An 18,447-nucleotide genomic window follows, 5' to 3' on the forward strand; every position below is an offset into this window, starting at 1 on the left:
CCCCTCCTATGGCACAGGGCAGGCTGCGCCCGGGGCCGTTACCATCGCGCGAAACCCTGGTGACGGCCTGCACATGGCCGCCACCCCTGTTCGGAGATCGTGCTGGATGAAAACCTGGATTGGAGGAGCCGTGCTGCTGGCGTGCACGACCATGGCGAATGCTGCGACCCCGGAGCAGCTGCAGGACCTGGATGCCACCGTCGAGCGCGTGCGCGCACAGTTCGACGTGCCCGGCATTGCCGTGGCCGTGGTCAAGGATGGCCAGGTGGTGCTGGAACGCGGCTGGGGCGTGCGCGAGCAGGGCAAGCCGGAGCCGGTGCAGGCCGATACCCTGTTTGCCATCGCTTCCAATACAAAGGCGTTCACCGCTACTTCGCTGAACCTGCTGGCAGAGGACGGCAAGCTGAAGATGGACGACAAGGTGATCGACCACCTGCCGTCGTTCCGCATGTCCGACCCGTTCGTGACCGGCCAGATGACGATCCGGGACCTGCTGTCGCACCGCAGCGGCCTGAGCCTGGGCGCCGGTGACCTGCTGTTCTGGCCGACCACCTCCTACAGCAACGCCGAAGTGGTGGAGCGTCTGGGCAAGGTGCCACTGAAGGGTGGGTTCCGCGAAAGCTACGCCTACGACAACATCCTGTACGCGGTCGCCCAACAGGTGATCGAACATGTCTCCGGCATGAGCTACCAGCAGTTCCTGCAGACCCGCATCTTCGACAAGGTGGGCATGGCCGGCACGCGCTACAACGCCGATCACCTGAAGCCGGGCGACAAGGCGGCGGTCGGCCACGCCAAGTACGATTTCAAGGACCTGCGTACCGTTGCACCGCTGACCTGGTCGAACAACGCCGGCGCCGGTGGCATCTATTCCAGCGCGCACGACATGGCGCGCTGGATGCAGGTGCAGCTGGCCGAGGGCAAGCTGGCCGATGGCACGCAGCTGTTCAGCGACAAGAGCCAGCAGCAGATGTGGCGGATGATCACGCCACAGTCGATCCCGGCGTCGAGCGTGCCGGAGCTGGCACCGGCGCGGGCCAACTTTGCCGGTTACGGCGAAGGCTGGAGCCTGAGCGACTACCGCGGGCAGAAACTGGTCTGGCACACCGGTGGCTGGCCGGGCATGGTTTCACGGCTGACTCTGGTGCCGGGCGAGAAGCTGGGCGTGGTGGTGCTGACCAACCAGGAAGTGGGCGCAGCGTTCAACGCGATCACCCTGAGCGTGCTTGATGCCTATCTGGGCGGCGAGAAGCACGACTGGGTGGATGCCTATGCCAAGGCCGTGGCCAAGGGCCAGGACAAGGCCGACGAGGCCTGGGCCAAGCACCAGGCGGCGCGCGACAAGGGCAGCAAGCCGTCGCTGGCACTGGCTGGCTACAGCGGCACCTTCCGCGACCGCTGGTACGGCGACATGCAGGTCAGCGCCGAGGGCAAGGGCCTGCGCCTGCGCTTCATGAAGACCGCGCAGCTGAGCGGCCGGCTGGAGCATTGGCAGCACGACACCTTCATCGTGCGCTGGGACGACCGTTCGCTCAACGCCGATGCGTTCGTGAACTTCAGCCTGGACCCGGACGGCAAGGTGCGCGAGGTGCGCATGCAGTCGATCTCCGACCTGACCGATTTCAGCTTCGATTTCCAGGACCTGCTGTTCACCCCGGCAACGTAAACCGATGCGGTCCAGATGATCGGTAGCGCCGGGCCACGCCCGGCGAGCGCGCAGCGCGGTTGCAGGGGACCCGCCGGGCATGGCCCGGCGCTACCAGAACCGGAGCATCATCGGCTGGCGTACACATCCGGCGTGGGATACTTCGCCGCTTGCAAGAGGCGAGGGAATGCGATGTTCCGTTGGTTTGAATCCCTGATCCCGGTGTTTCCGCCCGTGGACGGGCGCATGCCGCCGCGCAAGGTGGTGCCGTTCTACCTGCACTACCTGCGCCCGGTGTGGCCGGTGCTGCTGGCCACCCTGATCGCCGGCCTGCTGCTGGCGCTGGTGGAAGTGGCGATGTTCGATTACCTGGGCCGCATCGTCGACATGGTCGCCGAGCAGCCCGGTGCCGGCTTCTTCCAGCGCCATGCCAACGAGCTGGGCTGGATGCTGTTCATCACGGTCATCGCTCGGCCGATCCTGGTCGGCCTGCACAACCTGCTGGTCAACCAGGCGATCGTGCCCGGCCTGAGCAACCGCTCGCGCTGGCTGATGCACAACTACGTGGTGCGGCAGAGCCTGAACTTCTTCCAGAACGACTTCGCTGGAAGCGTGGCCAACCGGGTGATGCAGACCGGTACCTCGCTGCGCGAATCGGCTGTGCAGATGGTCGATTCGCTGTGGTACATCGTGGTCTATACCGGCACTGCGCTGTACCTGTTCGCACAGGCCGACTGGCGCCTGATGGTGCCGTTGATCCTGTGGCTGCTGACCTATGCGGTGATCCTGGTGTACTTCGTGCCGCGCGCGAAGGAACGTGCGTGGATCGCCTCCGAAGCACGTTCCAAGGCGATGGGCCGCATCGTTGATGGCTACACCAACATCCCCACGCTGAAGCTGTTCGCCCATGGTGGCCGCGAGCAGGCCTATGTGGCCGAGTCGATCCAGGAACTGGCGGTCAAGCACCGCGCGCAGACCCGGGTCACCACCGGCATGGACCTGGCCATCGCCATCGTCAACGGTTTCCTGATCGCCGGTACCTGCGGCCTGGCGCTGTGGTTGTGGAACGGTGGCCACATCACTGTTGGCGCGATCACGCTGGCGACCGGCCTGGTGATCCGCATCCACAACATGTCCGGCTGGATCATGTGGACCATCAACGGCATCTTCGAGGACATCGGTACGGTGCAGGATGGCATCACTACCATCGCCCAGCCGCTGACCGTGCAGGACCGCGAGGATGCGGTGCCGTTGCAGGTGACCCGTGGTGGCGTGCACTTCCAGGACATCCACTTCCACTACGGCAAGAAGGGAGGTGTGATTGCCGGCCTCGATCTGGTGGTGAAGCCGGGCGAGAAGATCGGCCTGGTCGGCCCGTCCGGTGCCGGCAAGTCGACCCTGGTCAACGTGCTGCTGCGGCTCTACGACCTGGAAAGCGGCCGCATCCTGATCGACGATCAGGACATCGCCCATGTCACCCAGGAGAGCCTGCGCCAGCAGATCGGCGTGGTCACCCAGGACACCTCGCTGCTGCATCGCTCGATCCGCGACAACCTGCTGTATGGCCGCCCCGATGCCACTGACGAGCAGCTGCATGCCGCCGTGGCCAAGGCGCGCGCCGCAGCCTTCATCGATACGCTGGTGGACGGGCAGGGCCGGCGTGGCTACGACGCGCACGTGGGCGAGCGCGGAGTGAAGCTGTCCGGTGGCCAGCGCCAGCGCATCGCCATCGCCCGCGTGCTGCTGAAGGACGCACCGATCCTGGTGCTGGATGAGGCGACCTCGGCACTGGACTCGGAAGTGGAAGCGGCGATCCAGGACAGCCTGGACCAGCTGATGGGCGGCAAGACGGTGATCGCGATCGCGCACCGGCTGTCGACCATCGCACGCATGGACCGGCTGGTGGTGATGGACCAGGGCCGCATCGTCGAGACCGGCACCCATGCCGAGCTCATTGCGGCCGGTGGCCTGTACGCGCGGTTGTGGGCGCGGCAGACCGGTGGTTTTGTGGCTGCTGATCAGTGATCGTTTCGGGGTGGAGCCCTTTCCGGTGGAAAGGGAACCGACCTCACATCACGTCCCTCGGGGTCGGATCCTTTTCCGCAGGAAAAGGCTCTGACCCCGAGCCCTTTCCGGAAACCAGCATGATCCGATCCCTGTGCCCCCTGTTGCTGGCGCTCACCCTCGCCACCACGGTTGCAGCCGCTGCGCCAGCGCCCGTGGAAGGCGACCACCTCGAGCAGGTTGTCCTGCTCAGCCGCCACAACCTGCGCGCTCCGGTGGTGGCATCGGGTGCTTTGGCCAATGCCACGCCGGAGCGCTGGCCAAGCTGGGACGTAGGTGCTGGCGAGCTGACCACCAAGGGCGGGGTGTTGGAGGTCTACATGGGCCGCTACATCGGCCAGTGGCTGCGCCACGCACAGCTGCTGCCGGTATCAGGCTGCCCGCAGCCGGCGGATTTCCACGCCCATGCCAACAGCCTGCAGCGCACCCAGGCCACCGCGCAGTTCTTCATCGCCGGTGCGTTCCCGGGCTGCCATGTCACGGTCGAGCAGCGCATGCCGCTGGGCACGATGGATCCGTTGTTCAATCCGGTGATCCACAACGGTGATGCGGCCTTCCGCGAACGCGCGTTGTCGGCGATGCAACAGGCGCAGGTCGCATCGGATCTGGCACCGGCGTTGGCAGTGGTGGAGGCGATCACCCGCTACCCGCAGTCGGCTGCGTGCGCAGGCCGCAGCGAATGCCACCTGACGCCGGCCGATTCCATTCTCAGCGCAGAGCCGGGCAGGGAACCGCGTACTTCCGGTTCGCTGGCTCTGGCCAGCGGGCTGGTCGATGCCCTGTTGATGGAGCACTACCAGGGCAGTGGCATCCCCCGCGAAGGCTGGGGCCGATTGAACACGGAGACCCAATGGCAGGCGCTGGCGCAGATCCGCAACGGTTACCAGGACATCCTGTTCGGAACGCCCGAGGTGGCGCGTGACGTGGCCGCGCCGCTGCTGGCAAGAGTGAATGCGTTGTTCGAGGACCCGGCATCGCCGAAGGTGAGCCTGCTGGTCGGCCACGATTCCAACATTGGTTCGGTGCTGGCGGCGCTGGGAATCACGGACTACACGTTGCCGGGCCAGTACGAGAAGACGCCGATCGGCGGCCTGCTGCAATTTGAACGCTGGCGTGATCGTGGGGCCGGCGAAGTGCGTTTCCGCCTGGCCTACGTCTACCCGACCACCGCGCAACTGCGAGATGCGCTCCCGTTGAGCGATGTACAGCCACCCGGTCGGGTGGAGCTCGCGCTTCCCGGGTGTGGGCAGAATGGATGCAGTGACGTGCAGTTCGAGCGCGTGCTGCATCGCGCGGTGAATTGAATGCCATCCACGCATGGCGTGGATCTACTGGCAGGCGGGTAGTAGATCCACGCCATGCGTGGATGGGTCCATCCCGGGACGCCGAACAGAAAACGGCCCGGGTTTCCCCGGGCCGTTCTGCTTCCGCTCACACCGGCGCGATCACTCGATCGGCTGGTCCAGCATCAGCTGGCGTGCGAAGCGCACCGGCGGGGCGCCGTAGGACAGCATCTGGTCGTGATAGGCCTTGAGGTTGAACTTGTCGCCCAGCTTGTCCTGCATCGCCTTGCGGGTGTCGAAGTGTTCCTGCGCACCGACGAAGTAGGTCGGCAGCTGTGCCGAGGTCAGCTGCGCGCGCACCCACTTGCCCGAGGCTTCGCTCTCCTGCTGGAAGGCGTCGTGGGTCATCAGGTGCATCGCCTTTTCGCGATCCCAGTTGTCCACGTGCACGCCCTGGTCGAGGATCGCGTTGGAGATCGTGCGCAGGTAGAACTTCAGCTGCACCAGGTGGAACAGCGGGTCGTTGTTGAGGTAACCCTGCTCCTGCATCATGCGCTCGGTGTAGACCGCCCAGCCTTCGGCGAACAGGCCAGAACGCAGCACCGCACGCAGGGTGGAGGGGAACTTGGCCGAATGCCAGCCTTCCAGGTAGTGGCCCGGGGTGCCTTCGTGGATGCTCAGCAGGTGGATCATGCGCGAGTTGTACTCACGCAGGAACGAGTCGACCTGCTTGTCGTTCCAGTCGTCCGGAATCGGCGACACGGCGTAGAAGGTCTTCAGGTTCTTGTCCAGCGGGCCCGGCGAATCGCAGTAGGCCACGGCCACGCCACGCTGGAATTCCGGCATCAGGATGATGTCCACCGGCGCGTCGGGCAGGGTCATCAGATCGTGCTCGCGCACGAATGCGGTGGACTGCTCCAGTGCGGCCTTGGCATCGTCGACGACCTTGTCGCGTGCCGGCTTGTCGGCGTAGGCCAGCTCCAGCGCGGCCTCGATCGCCTTCTGCTGCTGCTCGTCGGTCGGCTGTGCCGGCATCTCCGGTGCGCCCGGCTTGTCCTTCAGCACGGTCTGCGCGATGCCGTACATGTCTTCGCGCACGCGCTTGAGTTCGGCGCGTGCTCGCTCACCGATCTCCTGGCGCGACAGCGACGAGTTCAGCGCGAATTTCAGCTTCTGGTCGTACTTTTCCGCACCGATGCGGAAGTCGCCCTTGGCGTTCGGCACCAGGGTCTTGTCCAGCCAGGTCTGCTGCTCGTCCACGGCCTTCTTCAGGCCATCGATGGCGGCCTGCAGGCGCTGCTGGTCGGCCTGCGGCAGTTCGCCGATGTGCGGGGTGATGAAGGTATCGACGATGCTGAGGATGCCCTTGTTCTGCTTGGCCACCGTCTCGGCATGGATCTTCGGCACGCGGGCCGGATCCAGGTTCTCGCGGGCCTGGGCGAAGATCGCCGGCAGCTTCTCCATGCGCGCGGTGGCCGACTTCAGGCGCTCGGGCAGCGGTGCGAACTCACGGGCCATCAGGCCGTAGATCGCGCTGCCGGCCACGCCGTTGTACAGCTGCGGGTCCCACTTGCCGGACTGCATGACCTCGGCATTCCAGATCTCGGACTGCAGCTGGTTGCGCAGGATCGCCGCGTCCACCTGGTTTTCGCGGCCGAGCTTGGCCACCTCGATCTTGTCCAGCTCGCCCAGCAGCGCCTTGTAGGCGGCCAGGGTCTTCTGCTGGCCGGCGGCGCTCAGGTCGTCGATCTCGCTGTCGTAGCGGTGGTCACCGATCTGGGTGGCGCTGACCGGCGAGAGCTGCATCCAGGTGTCCAGGGCGCGCTTGGACAGGTCGGCGAAGGCGGCATCAACCGCCGCGTCACCGGCCTGCTGGTTGGCGGCCGGGGTGGAACCGTTGGTCGGGGCGTCGGCCGGCTGGCAACCGGCCAGGGCGGCGACCAGGGCGAGGGCAAGAAGATGCGGGCGCATCGGCGTTCCTGTACTGGGGTCAATTCCCGAGCATAGGCCTCCGGGGCTGCTTTGTCCCCGTGCCATAGGATTACCATGGGCACTGACAAGGACCCTCCAGCGGAGCGCAGGACATGGAATACCAGGGAAGCTGCCATTGCGGCAGGATCGCATTCACCGTACAGGCCGAGGCGCCGATCAGCGACGTCATCGACTGCAACTGCTCGATGTGCCGTCGCCGCGGCAGCCTGCTGTGGTTTGCCCCGCGCGAGGCGTTCCAGCTGAGCACCAATCCCGCGGACGTGGCCACCTACCACTTCAACAAAGCCCACATCGATCATCACCACTGCCGCGAGTGCGGCGTTGCTCCCTACAGCGAAGCGGTGGACCCGCACACCGGCACGCCGATGGTGGCGGTGAACGTGCGCTGCGTACCGCAGGTAGACCTGGCCACGCTGGCGGTGATGTCCTACGACGGAGCTGCACTGTGAGGCCGCTGCGGGCGTGGACGCGTGTGGTGGCAATGCCGGTGCTGCTGCTGGCGCTGGCGGCCTGTGCCAAGAACGGCGAGAGGGCGCAGGAGGCGGGTGCCGCTGCTGCCGATGCTGCTGTTGCTTCGCCGGAAGGTGCGTTCCTGGCCTACGAGCATGACGTGCAGATCCAGCTGGAAGCGGCGCAGATCGCTGTGCGCATCCAGCAGGTGGCGCAGGCCTGCCAGAGCGCGAAGTTCGGTGACTGCGCGGTGCTGCAGGTCGACCAGCGCAGTGGCGAGCAGCCCAGCGGTGAGGTCAAGGTACGCATCGCGCCGAAGGGCACCGAGCCCCTGATCGCGATGGCCGGTGAGGGTGGCACGCTGCAGTCGCGTAACACGCGCGCCGAAGATCTCGCGCAGCAGGTCGCCGACACCGCACTGACCAAGGCGCGGTTGGAGAAGGAACACGCGCGGCTGCTGTCCTACCAGGATCGCAAGGACCTGAAGATCGAGGACCTGATGGCGATCACCACGCGCCTGTCGGAGATCGAAGCGGGCGTCGAACAGGCCAACAAGGATTCGGCGCAGCAACGCCGGCGCATCGATACCCAGCTGGTCACGATGCACTTCGATACCACCTCGGGCCAGCGCAGCCGCAGCGAGATCGGCGAAGCGCTGAGCGAATCGGGCAGCATCCTCAGCACCAGCATTGCGTTCCTGATCCGCGCTGCCGCCGCGTTGTTGCCGGTAGCGGTGCTGGCGTTGATCGCGGCCTGGGGTGTGCGGGCGTGGTGGCGTCGCCGCCGTCGCAAGCCGTAATCGCACGTGTTCGCCGGGCATGGCCCGGCGCTACCGGAACAGACGGCGCATGGCCCGGCGTTACCGGGGTGCTTCGAGCATCGGGTAGCGCCGGGCCATGCCCGGCGAGCCCTCAGCCCTCGTCGGTCTCGTACTCGACGAACACATCAAGCTCCAGCGCAAGCTCCTGCACTGCATCGCGCACCTTCTGCGCGGTGCTCTCGTTGCCCACTTCCACCTCCAGTTCGTGGGTGCCCGGGCCGATGTCATCAGACAGCCCGGCCGAACTGGAATCGTCGTCGTCCATGTGCGGCATCAGGTCGTCGGTTTCCTCGACATGTTCGATGCCATCCAGGCCGAGCAGCAGGTCGCTGATCGCGCGGGCGTCGTCTTCGGTTCCGGTGATGCGCAGTCGCAGCATGGCCATGGCGTAGGTACGGTGTGGGGTTGCCTGCAGCCTAGCCGGCCGCGGGCAAAGACCGGGTGAGGGCACGGTCAGCCGGCTGTAGGCATGCGCCCCAGCAGGCTGTCCGGCAGCGCTGGGATCGGCGTGCGTTCGTCCTGGGCCTGTTCCAGCAACCAGTCGATGAACAGGCGCGCGGCCGGGCTCGGCGCTTGTCCTTCGGCATGCACCACGTAGTAGGCATAGCGCGCCTTCAACGCCGGGCCAGGCAGGCGCAGCAGCTCATAGCGTTGCAGATAGGGCTGTGCGACATGCGTGCGGGCCAGTACCGCGCCCATGCCGTACACCGCCGCACGCATCGCATCGGTGCTGTCGGCGAAGGTGTGCATCGGCGGCATCGGCGAGGGCGGGCGTACGCCGGCGTGGCGGAACCAGTCGCGCCAACCCTGCGGTGACAGATCACTGAGCAGCGGCAGCTCGGCGATGCGTGCCGGGTCCTGCAGCGTTTCGACCCCGGCCAGCGCCGGTGAGGCGACCGGGAACAGGTTGTCGTCCATCAGATGCTGCGCATGCAGGCCGGGCCATTGGCCAAGGCCGTAACGGATGCCGACCTCCGGCCCGTTGTCGTCGTAGCGGTCCAGGCCGCTGCCGGTGTGCAGCTCGATGCGTATGTGCGGATGGGCCTGGGTGAAGCGCGGCAGCCGTGGCAGCAGCCAGCAGTATGACAACGAGCGCAGCGTGGTGATCCGCAGCGGCACGCTGTCGGCGTCAGGCTGCAGATGATGGGCGACCGCAGCCACATCAGCGAAGGCCGCACTGGCGGCATCGGCCAGCTGCCGTCCCTCGGCGGTGAGGCGGACGCCTCGCGCATGACGCAGGAACAGCCGGGTCTCCAGCACCTCTTCCAGCCTGCGCACGTGGTGGCTGACCGCACTGGCGGTCAGGTGCAGCTCCTGCGCGGCCTGGGCGAAGTTCTGATGGCGCGCGGCGACCGCGAACACGGCCAGTGCCGGCAGCAGGGAAGGACGTAGCAACATGTCGAGCCTCAAACCATATTTGTGGCTGGCAGCGATACTACGCGCTTGTGTGGCGGTCGTCTGCGGCCGATCCTGTGAGGCCGGACGAGGAATGCAGTGATGGTTGGAGAACGGATATGAATGCGGTGCCACAGACGGCCGAACGTGACTGGCGCACACCGCTGGAACTGACCCTGCTGGGCGCCATCTGGGGCTGCTCGTTCCTGTTCATGCGGGTGGCAGTGCCGTCGTTCGGCCCCTTTGCGCTGGTCGAGATGCGTTTGGGACTGGGCGCGCTGGTGCTGCTGCCATTCCTGTGGCAAGCGCGGGCGCAGTTTCCGCCGCGGCGCTGGCTGTGGCTGGCACCGATCGGCCTGGTCAATTCGGCATTGCCGTTCGTGCTGTTCGCCTACGCAGCCGAACGTGCACCGGCAGCGATCGGCGCGATCTGCAATGCGATGACGGTGCTGTTCGCTGCGTTGATCGCCTTCCTGTTCTTTGGCGAGAAGATCGGCGCGCGGCGTGCGGGTGCGCTGCTGGTTGGTTTTGCCGGCGTAGTGGTGTTGGCCACGGCCAAGATCTCCGGCCTGAGCATCGGCACGGCGGTGCTGGCCGGCGCGGCCGCTTCGCTGTTGTACGGTATGGGCGTGAACCTGGTGAAGCGGCACATGACCGGGTTGCCCTCGGCTGCTGCGGCGGCCGCCACGCTGTCGTGCGCCTCGCTGTGGGTGCTGCCGATGGCGCTCACCCATCTGCCGCAGGGGCCGATCCCGGGCAAGGCCTGGGGCGCGGCGATCGCGTTGGGTGTGGTCTGCACCGGATTCGCCTTCCTGATGTTCTATCGCCTGATCGGCCGCATCGGCCCGTCGCGTGCATCGACGGTGACCTATCTGGTGCCGTTGTTCGGCGCAGCGTTCGCCTGGCTGTTCCTGGGTGAAGCGGTGACGGTGCAGATGTTGATTGCCGGTGCGTTGATTCTGGGGAGTGTGGCGGTAAGTCAGAAGGGCTGATGCGTTGGCGTTTTGCGCGTGGCGCGTGCTGAAGGTGCTTCATCGTTCATGGGCGTCACTTTTCTTTTCGCGCGAAAAGAAAAGTAACCAAAAGAAACGCGCCGCCAAGTCGCGAGCCGCCGTGCTTCGCACGTCGGTCCCCTGCGCTTCTCGGTGAATCAGGGGACGGTGCCGAACTCGCTACGCTCAGACATCGGCACCTCTTCGCCCCTGATTCCCCTGCGATGCTCGGCTCACTCAAGGCGGACCCAGATCAAAGGCCACAGCCGCGAGTGCGGGCAGCGACAGTGCCGGACCATGCACGGCGAATGATGCGGTCGCCTTGGACGTTGGGTCCGCCTTGAGCGAGCCGAGCACCGCAGGTCCGGCGAGGGCGAAGAGGCGCGGGTGTCTGAGCGCAGCGAGTTCCCGCGCCGTCCCTCGACGGGCCGAGGAGCACAGGGCACCGGTGCGCAGCATCGGCTCGCGGCTGGCGGAACGTTTCTTTTGGTTACTTTTCTTTGCGTACAAAGAAAAGCAACGCCCATGAACAGTGAAGCACCTTCAGCACGCGCCACGCGCAGAACCCGCGACGGCGTTACTTCACCGGTACCGGAATATTGCAAAGATCGATATGCCCCGCCGGGCGCTTGTAGAAATCGTCCACACGATTGCGTCGCGCTTCGACCGTATCGGCGAACGTCTTTGAATCAGTACGCAGTACCTGGATCGGCGTGCGCTCGGCCACCGGCACATCGCTGGCGCGGCGGATCGACACGATCGGCGTACGCAGCTTCGGGTCGGCATAGAAACCCATCGGCGCCGGTCCGCGCGGCGTTGCGCTGAGCAGTTCCATGCCCTTCAGCACGCGACCGACCAGGGTGATGTTGCGGTCCAGCTGACGCGGTGACTGGCCGGTCACCACGTACAGTTCTGCGCCGATGCTGCTGTCTTCCTCGTTGCTGCGGCCAGCGCCGAGCATGCCGTAGCAGTGCGCCAGCCAGGCCTTGCCGGCCTGTGGGTCCTGGCCGACCGGGAAGCCGTCGACGAAACCGGTCTGCGCCGCCCAGCCATCACGGTCCGGCAGCACGCTGACCTTCAGGCCAGCGCTGGCGCGCTCGAACTCGGCCGGCAGCTTGCGCGCGGCACTGCCGAACGGCTTTGCCTTGGCCGCATCATCGGCGTCGGCATCGCCGAACTGCACCACGAAGTTGTCCTGCGAACGGTAGATGCTGGTGCCGTCCCAAAAGTGCTCGTGGGCGAAGGTCTGGATGTTGGCCACATGCCGCGGGGCGAACTGCGGCGCCAGCTCGATGATCACCCGCCCGGCCGGCAGGTCCATGTACAGCAGGTTGGCCGGGTCCGGCGTGCGCCAGTCGCTGGCCGCCGAGGCATCGAGGATCTGCTGCGGGCTGCGGTAGGGCGAGGCCGCACTGGCCAGGACGGGCAGCAGGCAGGCGAGGGCGAGGGCGGTCAGGGCAAGGCGACGACGGTGCGGCATGGGAACCCCGGAACATGAACGAGGCTTTGATTCTGCGCGAGCGGCCTGGTCTCGCCAACCGGCACGATGACTAACGACACATTCGCTATACCGAACTTCGCACTACTGTGGACTTCAACGTAGTGGAGGGCCGGTCATGTCCGAGGACGATGTCCACCTGAAGAAGTTCCAGAAGGAGCTCAGCGCCGGAACGGTGTCGCTGGCCCTGCTGGCGGTGCTGGCCCGGGCCGGCGAACCGTTGTACGGGTACTTGATCGCCAAGGAACTGGAGCGGGTGGGCGAGGGCGTGCTGAGCGGCAAGCAGAGCGCGCTGTACCCGGTGCTGCGCAACCTGGAGGGCGCCGGCCTGCTGGAAAGCCATGTGGAGCCGTCCAGCAGCGGGCCGCCGCGACGCTACTACCGCATCAATGAACGTGGCCGCGAGGTGTTGGCGCAATGGCGCCAGGCCTGGCAGGCCACCCGTGATTCCGTCGATTCCGTGTTGGAGGGGGTACCACAATGAACGACCCGAGCCTGGCAGGCAGTGCCCTGCCGACCACCATTCCGCAGTATCTGGCGCAGCTGCGCGCGGCGCTGGAAGGCGCCGACCCGGCGATGGTGCAGGACGCGCTGTACGACGCCGAGGAATATCTGCGCTCGGAGCTGGCAGCGCAGCCCGGGCGCAGCGAAACCGAGGTGATCGCCGACGTCGCCGGCAGCTATGGCGCGCCGGACGAAGTGGCCGAGATCTACCGCGAGACCGAGGTGACGGTGAACCGTGCGTTGCGCTCGCCGCGTGCGGATACTGCGCCGATGCTGCGTGCGGCCGCGCAAGCGAGCGGTGTGGAGCCTGCCGCGCCGCCGCCGACGCCGGTGCAGCGCTCGCTGCTGGCGCGTTTCTTCGGCGTGGTGGCCGATCCGCATACCTATGGTGCGCTGTTCTACATGTTGCTGTCGCTGGCGACTGGCACCTTCTTCTTCACCTGGGTGGTCACCGGGCTGTCGCTGTCGCTGGGTCTGATGATCCTGATCATCGGCATCCCGTTGACGGTGCTGTTCTTCGGTTCGGTGCGCGGGCTGGCGCTGCTGGAAGGGCGACTGGTGGAAGCGCTGCTGGGCGAGCGCATGCCGCGCCGGCCGCAGTACACCGACCGCAGCCGCAGCTGGCTGCAGCGCATTGGCGACATGTTCACCGATGGCCGCACCTGGCTGACGCTGCTGTACTTCGTGCTGATGCTGCCGCTGGGCATCATCTACTTCACCATCGCGGTGACGCTGCTGTCGCTGTCGCTGAGCCTGATCTGGGCACCGGTCGCAGCGATCTTCAGTGGCGACATCCCCGGCGTGTACATCAACGACGTGAACGTGCTGCCGATGGCGGCCTCGCCGCTGGTGGCGATCGCGGTTGCCGCAGTGGGGGCGCTGCTGCTGGTGCTGACCCTGCATCTGGCACGCGGCATCGGCAAGCTGCATGGGCTGATCGCCAAGAACCTGCTGGTGCGGTTGTAAGCGGTCAGGGGGCGGATCCCTGTTCGCAGAACAGGGCTCTGACCCCGGATTCGATCGTGCTGGGGTCAGAGCCCTTTCCGCTGGAAAGGGATCCGACCCCGGGAGCGCCGACCAAGGTCGGCACCCACCACGGGCGGTTTACCCCGCCTTTCGGCGCAACGGGGTGACGTTGCTCTTCTTCTTTGAGGCCTTCGCCGCCGGTGCTTCGGCATGCGCGGCGAAGAAATCGCGCACCTTCGGGTACACCACTTCGCGCCAGCGACGGCCGCTGAAGATGCCGTAGTGGCCGGCGCCTTCAACGATGAAATGCTCGCGACGGTCCGCGCCGATGCCAGTGCACAGCGCCTGCGCCGCTTCGGTCTGGCCGAGGCCGGCGATGTCGTCCAGCTCGCCTTCGATGCTCAACAGTGCGGTATCGCGGATCGCCGACGGATCGACCTTTTCGCCGTTGACCACCCACTCGCCACGCGGCAGCAGGAAGTCCTGGAACACCACGCGGATGGTATCCAGGTAGTACTTGGCCGGCATGTCCAGCACGGCGTTGTACTCATCATAGAAGTTGCGATGAGCGTCGGCGTCTTCGAGATCGCCCTTGACCAGGTCGGTGTAGAAATCCCAGTGCGAGCTGAAGTGGCGGCTGGGATTCATCGACAGGAAGCCGGCGTGCTGCAGGAAGCCCGGGTACACGCGACGGCCGGCGCCGGGATAGCTGCCCGGCACGGTGTGGATGACGTTGTTCTCGAACCACGACAGCGGGTTCTGCGTGGCCAGGTTGTTGACGGCGGTTGGGCTGCAGCGCGCATCGATCGGGCCCCCCATCATCACCAGCGTGCGCGGGGTCGGTTCACCACGGCTGGCCATCAGCGAAACCGCCGCCAGCACCGGCACCGTCGGCTGGCACACGCTCACCACATGCAGGCGCTCGACGCCGAGGTGGCGGATGAACTCCTGGATGTAGGCGATGTAGTCGTCGAGGCCGAACTCGCCTTCGCTGGCCGGCACCATGCGCGCGTCGACCCAGTCGGTCACATACACGCGGTGGTCGCGAAGCAGGGTGCGCACGGTGTCGCGCAGCAGCGTGGCGTGGTGGCCGGACAGCGGCGCCACCACCAGCACGAACGGCTGGTTGAGCATGGTGTGCAGCTGGTCGGCTTCATTGCTGTGGCGCTTGAAGCGCAGCAGCTTGCAGAACGGCTTGCTCACTTCCTCGTGCACGACGATCGGCACGCGCTCGCCTTCGACATCGATTTCGTTGATGCCCCATTCGGGCTTCTCGTAATCCTTGCCGATGCGATGGAACAGCTCATTGACGGCCGCCAGTCGATCGGCACCGGGCATCTGCGACCACCAGTGGCCCGGGGTGGCGAAGAACTTTGCGTTGGCCTGGGCCTGGTGCACCCAGGGGGCGAGCAGGTTGCGGGTCAGTTCGTGCAGTTGATAGAGCATGCCGACCGAATATGTATGGTCATATGTTGCCGCGCAGCATATCCCATCCGGGTGTCCCGCAGGTTAAGTTGGCTGAAAATAATGAATCCGGATTCACATCCGCTCCAGCGCGGCCGTATCGCCTGCCAGAGCGGGGCCGAGCCAGCAATGCGACCCTACCGGCTGCAGGCCCTGCCGGGCCAGTTCACGCCGGTACCAGCGCGCCGGGCGGGCCTGGAAGCCATCGTGGTCGCCTTCGAACGCATCCTCGGCGGCGAAGGTCTCCAGGAAGGCCACGCCCGCGGTCAGTTCAGCCACGCCGGCCAGGCCTGCGCGCAGTTCGCGATTGGGTACGTAGTGCATCACGTCCGAGCAGATCAGCAGGTCGACCGGGGCACAGGGCCGCAGCCAGGCGAAATCACCGAAGCTGGCCAGGTGCAGGTTGCGGGTCCGCCCGTAGCGGCGCACAGCGTACTCGCTGCTGTCGAAGCCGAGGTATTCGACCTTCGGACGCAGCTTCAGCAGCGGTGCGCGCCAGGCGCCTTCGCCACAGCCGATGTCCAGCACGCTGCGGATCGGCCGTTCCAGGTAGTACTCGGCGCTGGCCACGGCCAGAGCGACCTTGCGCGCCAGTCGAGCGCTGCCGCCGATGTCGGCGCTGCGGTACCAGCGTTGGAAGTAGGCGGCGTCGTAGGTCTTGTCCATGGGGCGGTCGCAGTGGTGAAAACGGCGCTTATCGTACGGCGTTGCGGCGTGCCATGCGTCGATGTGTCGCGGCGCTGGCGCGTGGGGTGGCCCGGCCACGGCATGCGAGAATGGCCGCCAACCTACGCCAGCCGCCGGAGCGAGCGCATGCAGAGCTACTACTGGGTCAAGACCTTCCACATCGTGTTCGTGGTGGCGTGGATGGCGACGGTGTTCTATCTGCCGCGCATCCTGGTGAACCTGGCCGAGACCGCTGGCCAGCCGGCGGTGACCGAGCGCCTGCAGCTGATGGGCCTGCGCCTGTACCGCTTCGGCCACTCGATGTTCGGGTTGGCATTCCTGCTGGGTCTGGTGCTGTGGCTGGGCTACAAGGTCATCCCGGATTTCCCGACCATGGTCGCCGCGGGCGGTGCCGGTTGGTTGCACGCCAAGCTGGGCCTGGTGGTCGTGCTGCTGGCGTATTTCATCTGGATCGGGCGCCTGCTCAAGGGCGTGGCCAAGGGCAGGGCGCTGCCGTCGTCGCGCGCGCTGCGCTGGATCAACGAGATCCCGCTGCTGGCCTTCATCCCGATCGTGTGGCTGGTGCTGGCCAAGCCGTTCTGAGGCGGGGTCATCTGCACCCGGTAGATCGACGCCATGCGTGGATGCTGTCAGGGTGCAAACGAAAGAGCCGGGCATCTGCCCGGCTCTTTCATTTCTGCAATCACCTGCGTGTTGCCGGCCAGCGGCCGGCACTACCGGGCTTATGCCGCTTCGTACGTGCCGTAGCTGCGCAGGCGGGTGTAGCGCTGCTCCAGCAGCTGCTCGGTGGACAGCTTTTCCAGCGCGTCCAGTTCGTTCAGCAGCACCGCCTTCAGGCGTTTGGCCATCTGCGTCGGGTTGCGGTGGGCGCCACCGGTCGGCTCGCGCACGACCTTGTCGACCAGGCCCAGGCTCTTCAGGCGCGGGGCAGTCAGGCCCAGCTGCTCGGCTGCGTCCTTAGCCTTGCCGGCGTCCTTCCACAGGATCGAGGCGCAACCTTCCGGGGTGATGGTCGAGTAGACCGCATATTCCAGCATCACGGTGCGGTCGCCCACGCCCAGCGCCAGCGCGCCGCCGGAGCCGCCTTCGCCGATCACGGTGCAGATGATCGGCACCTTCAGCTCAGCCATCTCGATCAGGTTGCGCGCGATCGCTTCGGACTGGCCACGCGACTCGGCGTCGATGCCCGGCCAGGCGCCGGCGGTGTCGATCAGGGTCAGCACCGGCAGGCCGAAGCGCTCGGCCATCTTCATCAGGCGCAGCGCCTTGCGGTAGCCCTCCGGCTTGGGCATGCCGAAGTTGCGCTTGATCTTTTCCTTGGTGTCGCGGCCCTTCTGGTGGCCGATCACCATCACCGAACGGCCGTTGATGCGGGCCAGGCCGCCCATGATGGCCTTATCGTCGGCGAACGCACGGTCGCCGGCCAGCTCCTGGAACTCATCGAACATCACGCGGAGGTAGTCGGCGGTGTACGGGCGCGACGGGTGACGGGCCAGCTGCAGTACCTGCCACGAGGTCAGGTTGCGGAAGATCTGCGCGGTGCGCAGGCGCAGCTTGTCCTGCAGCGCGTGCACTTCCGCCTCGACATTGACCGCCGGCCCGGCGCTGGCGTTGCGCAGTTCCTGGATCTTGGCTTCCAGGTCGGCGATGGGTTGCTCGAAGTCGAGGTAGTTCGGATTCATCGGAAGCCGTCGTGTAAAGAAGAGGGGAATTCTAGCCGAATGCGTGCAAAGCACCCGTACGCCTTCGTCTGGAAGGCGACGGTAACGCAGCCGGGCGGGGGGCGCCAGTCAACTCAGGGCACCACCAGGGCGCTGCGGCCCATCAGCTGGCTGCGCTGGGAAACGAAGTCGTTGTAGGCCTCGTTGGCCTCACGGCCCAGCCCGCTGCCCAGCGTGGCGGTGACCGAGGTGAAGGCCATCTGCGCGGCGAAGTCCTGCTTGCGCAGGGCTTTCTGTTCATCGGCGGTGGTGGCCTTCAGCCAGCGCGCATAGACCTCACGCAGCGGCGCGGCATGCGCCTCGAAGGCTGGCACCAGCGCCGGCAGGCTGGCCGGGGCCGGTTCCAGGCTGAACGCCGGCGCCACGTAGCCGGCCGGCTGCTCGCGCTTGAACGCGCCGGGTTCGCCCATGCCTTCTTCCACGTAGGCGATGAAGTCCGGCGCGGTGAACACCTTGGCCACGATCTGGCCACCGCTGGAATCGACGTGGGCGACCACCTTTTCCTTGGGGAACGGTTCGCGCACGCCGTAGGTCCAGGTCTTGTCGATGAACAGGTCGTGGCGCTTCTCGAACGGGCCTTCGAAGTCGACGCCGCCCAGCTCGATGCCGGCCTTGCCGGTGCCGAAGTTCTTCAGCTTGCTCTCGTCGGTGACGTAGATTTCGCGGGCGATCACGTACTCGCTCAGGGTCGGGTTGATCAGGCCACCACGACCGTCGACGTAGACGATGAAGCGCACGTCGCCGAGCTTTTCGGTGTGCAGGCGATGCTCGCCCACGGCCAGCGAAATCGGGCGCGAGCCCTGTGCGGCCACCGGCAGGTCCTTGCCGTCGATGCTCACTGCCAGCGGCGTGTCGGTCGGGTTGTCGATCTGGAACTCGATCTTCGACGGGGAGCAGGCGGCCAGCGCGAGCACAGCGGCGAACGGGAACAGCAGGGGCTTCATCGGCAATCGTCCTTGATATTTG

General features: G+C 66.2%; 17 protein-coding genes. 9 read left to right on the top strand and 8 right to left on the bottom strand.

Annotated features, from left to right (window positions below; translation table 11 throughout):
- Positions 1 to 106 precede the first annotated feature (106 nt).
- The 3 genes from SMAL_RS06330 to agp all read left to right on the top strand — a co-directional run bounded on the left by SMAL_RS06330 (position 107) and on the right by agp (position 5,013).
- Positions 107 to 1,666, top strand: a complete 1,560-nt coding sequence (locus tag SMAL_RS06330; RefSeq protein WP_004150744.1) for a serine hydrolase — start codon at positions 107 to 109, stop codon at positions 1,664 to 1,666.
- A gap of 171 nt (positions 1,667 to 1,837) precedes the next feature.
- Positions 1,838 to 3,670: a multidrug efflux ABC transporter SmrA gene (gene smrA, locus SMAL_RS06335; RefSeq protein ID WP_012510494.1), complete on the top strand. Its 1,833-nt coding sequence runs from the start codon at positions 1,838 to 1,840 to the stop codon at positions 3,668 to 3,670.
- Between the two features lie 119 nt (positions 3,671 to 3,789).
- Complete coding sequence (agp, locus tag SMAL_RS06340) at positions 3,790 to 5,013, top strand: bifunctional glucose-1-phosphatase/inositol phosphatase (RefSeq protein ID WP_012510495.1); 1,224 nt, start codon at positions 3,790 to 3,792, stop codon at positions 5,011 to 5,013.
- A gap of 141 nt (positions 5,014 to 5,154) precedes the next feature.
- Here the strand turns inward: agp and SMAL_RS06345 are convergent, their stop codons facing one another.
- On the bottom strand, positions 5,155 to 6,963 hold the full coding sequence (locus SMAL_RS06345) for a DUF885 domain-containing protein (protein WP_012510496.1): 1,809 nt from the start codon (positions 6,961 to 6,963) through the stop codon (positions 5,155 to 5,157).
- A gap of 113 nt (positions 6,964 to 7,076) precedes the next feature.
- On the opposite strand from SMAL_RS06345, the gene SMAL_RS06350 reads away from it, so the two are divergent.
- Both SMAL_RS06350 and SMAL_RS06355 read left to right on the top strand, forming a co-directional pair.
- Complete coding sequence (locus SMAL_RS06350; RefSeq protein WP_004150849.1) at positions 7,077 to 7,433, top strand: GFA family protein; 357 nt, start codon at positions 7,077 to 7,079, stop codon at positions 7,431 to 7,433.
- Positions 7,434 to 7,465: 32 nt separating this feature from the next.
- Positions 7,466 to 8,233, top strand: coding sequence for a DUF4349 domain-containing protein (locus SMAL_RS06355; RefSeq protein WP_174238320.1), 768 nt, complete (start codon positions 7,466 to 7,468; stop codon positions 8,231 to 8,233).
- 112 nt (positions 8,234 to 8,345) lie between these two features.
- On the opposite strand, the gene SMAL_RS06360 is transcribed toward SMAL_RS06355, so the two are convergent.
- Both SMAL_RS06360 and SMAL_RS06365 read right to left on the bottom strand, forming a co-directional pair.
- Positions 8,346 to 8,639, bottom strand: coding sequence for a hypothetical protein (locus SMAL_RS06360; protein WP_012510497.1), 294 nt, complete (start codon positions 8,637 to 8,639; stop codon positions 8,346 to 8,348).
- A 68-nt stretch (positions 8,640 to 8,707) separates the two neighbouring features.
- The gene (locus SMAL_RS06365) at positions 8,708 to 9,652 is read right to left on the bottom strand and encodes a LysR substrate-binding domain-containing protein (RefSeq protein ID WP_004150868.1); all 945 of its coding nucleotides are present in this window, start codon (positions 9,650 to 9,652) and stop codon (positions 8,708 to 8,710) included.
- 116 nt (positions 9,653 to 9,768) lie between these two features.
- Here SMAL_RS06365 and SMAL_RS06370 point away from each other — a divergent pair, with 116 nt between their 5' ends.
- Entirely contained in the window at positions 9,769 to 10,641 is an 873-nt protein-coding gene (locus tag SMAL_RS06370; protein WP_012510498.1) for a DMT family transporter, read from the top strand.
- A 577-nt stretch (positions 10,642 to 11,218) separates the two neighbouring features.
- On the opposite strand, the gene SMAL_RS06375 is transcribed toward SMAL_RS06370, so the two are convergent.
- Complete coding sequence (locus tag SMAL_RS06375) at positions 11,219 to 12,121, bottom strand: peptidylprolyl isomerase (protein WP_012510499.1); 903 nt, start codon at positions 12,119 to 12,121, stop codon at positions 11,219 to 11,221.
- Between the two features lie 136 nt (positions 12,122 to 12,257).
- Here SMAL_RS06375 and SMAL_RS06380 point away from each other — a divergent pair, with 136 nt between their 5' ends.
- The gene (locus SMAL_RS06380) at positions 12,258 to 12,623 is read left to right on the top strand and encodes a PadR family transcriptional regulator (RefSeq protein ID WP_004150914.1); all 366 of its coding nucleotides are present in this window, start codon (positions 12,258 to 12,260) and stop codon (positions 12,621 to 12,623) included.
- Positions 12,620 to 13,609: a sensor domain-containing protein gene (locus tag SMAL_RS06385; RefSeq protein ID WP_012510500.1), complete on the top strand. Its 990-nt coding sequence runs from the start codon at positions 12,620 to 12,622 to the stop codon at positions 13,607 to 13,609. The genes SMAL_RS06380 and SMAL_RS06385 overlap by 4 nt, the downstream gene beginning before the upstream one ends.
- A 138-nt stretch (positions 13,610 to 13,747) precedes the next feature.
- Here SMAL_RS06385 and SMAL_RS06390 read toward each other — a convergent pair whose 3' ends face one another.
- Both SMAL_RS06390 and SMAL_RS06395 read right to left on the bottom strand, forming a co-directional pair.
- Positions 13,748 to 15,055, bottom strand: a complete 1,308-nt coding sequence (locus SMAL_RS06390) for a polyhydroxyalkanoate depolymerase (RefSeq protein WP_012510501.1) — start codon at positions 15,053 to 15,055, stop codon at positions 13,748 to 13,750.
- Positions 15,056 to 15,148: 93 nt separating this feature from the next.
- Entirely contained in the window at positions 15,149 to 15,739 is a 591-nt protein-coding gene (locus SMAL_RS06395) for a class I SAM-dependent DNA methyltransferase (protein WP_012510502.1), read from the bottom strand.
- Positions 15,740 to 15,886: 147 nt separating this feature from the next.
- Between SMAL_RS06395 and SMAL_RS06400 the strand changes: the two genes are divergently transcribed.
- The gene (locus tag SMAL_RS06400) at positions 15,887 to 16,342 is read left to right on the top strand and encodes a CopD family protein (RefSeq protein WP_012510503.1); all 456 of its coding nucleotides are present in this window, start codon (positions 15,887 to 15,889) and stop codon (positions 16,340 to 16,342) included.
- 140 nt (positions 16,343 to 16,482) lie between these two features.
- Here the strand turns inward: SMAL_RS06400 and SMAL_RS06405 are convergent, their stop codons facing one another.
- Positions 16,483 to 17,442: an acetyl-CoA carboxylase carboxyltransferase subunit alpha gene (locus SMAL_RS06405; protein ID WP_012510504.1), complete on the bottom strand. Its 960-nt coding sequence runs from the start codon at positions 17,440 to 17,442 to the stop codon at positions 16,483 to 16,485.
- A gap of 113 nt (positions 17,443 to 17,555) precedes the next feature.
- Positions 17,556 to 18,425: a hypothetical protein gene (locus tag SMAL_RS06410; protein ID WP_012510505.1), complete on the bottom strand. Its 870-nt coding sequence runs from the start codon at positions 18,423 to 18,425 to the stop codon at positions 17,556 to 17,558.
- Between the last annotated feature and the right edge of the window lie 22 nt (positions 18,426 to 18,447).

Source organism: Stenotrophomonas maltophilia R551-3 (assembly GCF_000020665.1).
GTDB lineage: Bacteria > Pseudomonadota > Gammaproteobacteria > Xanthomonadales > Xanthomonadaceae > Stenotrophomonas > Stenotrophomonas maltophilia_L.

Bases quoted from the DNA above. Each gene is read 5' to 3' on its own strand.
- SMAL_RS06345 (WP_012510496.1), bottom strand. From the start codon at position 6,963: ATGCGCCCGCATCTTCTTGCCCTCGCCCTGGTCGCCGCCCTGGCCGGT.
- SMAL_RS06410 (WP_012510505.1), bottom strand. From the start codon at position 18,425: ATGAAGCCCCTGCTGTTCCCGTTCGCCGCTGTGCTCGCGCTGGCCGCC.
- SMAL_RS06375 (WP_012510499.1), bottom strand. From the start codon at position 12,121: ATGCCGCACCGTCGTCGCCTTGCCCTGACCGCCCTCGCCCTCGCCTGC.
- SMAL_RS06370 (WP_012510498.1), top strand. From the start codon at position 9,769: ATGAATGCGGTGCCACAGACGGCCGAACGTGACTGGCGCACACCGCTG.
- SMAL_RS06405 (WP_012510504.1), bottom strand. From the start codon at position 17,442: ATGAATCCGAACTACCTCGACTTCGAGCAACCCATCGCCGACCTGGAA.
- SMAL_RS06385 (WP_012510500.1), top strand. From the start codon at position 12,620: ATGAACGACCCGAGCCTGGCAGGCAGTGCCCTGCCGACCACCATTCCG.
- SMAL_RS06390 (WP_012510501.1), bottom strand. From the start codon at position 15,055: ATGCTCTATCAACTGCACGAACTGACCCGCAACCTGCTCGCCCCCTGG.
- smrA (WP_012510494.1), top strand. From the start codon at position 1,838: ATGTTCCGTTGGTTTGAATCCCTGATCCCGGTGTTTCCGCCCGTGGAC.
- agp (WP_012510495.1), top strand. From the start codon at position 3,790: ATGATCCGATCCCTGTGCCCCCTGTTGCTGGCGCTCACCCTCGCCACC.
- SMAL_RS06400 (WP_012510503.1), top strand. From the start codon at position 15,887: ATGCAGAGCTACTACTGGGTCAAGACCTTCCACATCGTGTTCGTGGTG.
- SMAL_RS06380 (WP_004150914.1), top strand. From the start codon at position 12,258: ATGTCCGAGGACGATGTCCACCTGAAGAAGTTCCAGAAGGAGCTCAGC.
- SMAL_RS06350 (WP_004150849.1), top strand. From the start codon at position 7,077: ATGGAATACCAGGGAAGCTGCCATTGCGGCAGGATCGCATTCACCGTA.
- SMAL_RS06360 (WP_012510497.1), bottom strand. From the start codon at position 8,639: ATGGCCATGCTGCGACTGCGCATCACCGGAACCGAAGACGACGCCCGC.
- SMAL_RS06355 (WP_174238320.1), top strand. From the start codon at position 7,466: ATGCCGGTGCTGCTGCTGGCGCTGGCGGCCTGTGCCAAGAACGGCGAG.
- SMAL_RS06365 (WP_004150868.1), bottom strand. From the start codon at position 9,652: ATGTTGCTACGTCCTTCCCTGCTGCCGGCACTGGCCGTGTTCGCGGTC.
- SMAL_RS06330 (WP_004150744.1), top strand. From the start codon at position 107: ATGAAAACCTGGATTGGAGGAGCCGTGCTGCTGGCGTGCACGACCATG.
- SMAL_RS06395 (WP_012510502.1), bottom strand. From the start codon at position 15,739: ATGGACAAGACCTACGACGCCGCCTACTTCCAACGCTGGTACCGCAGC.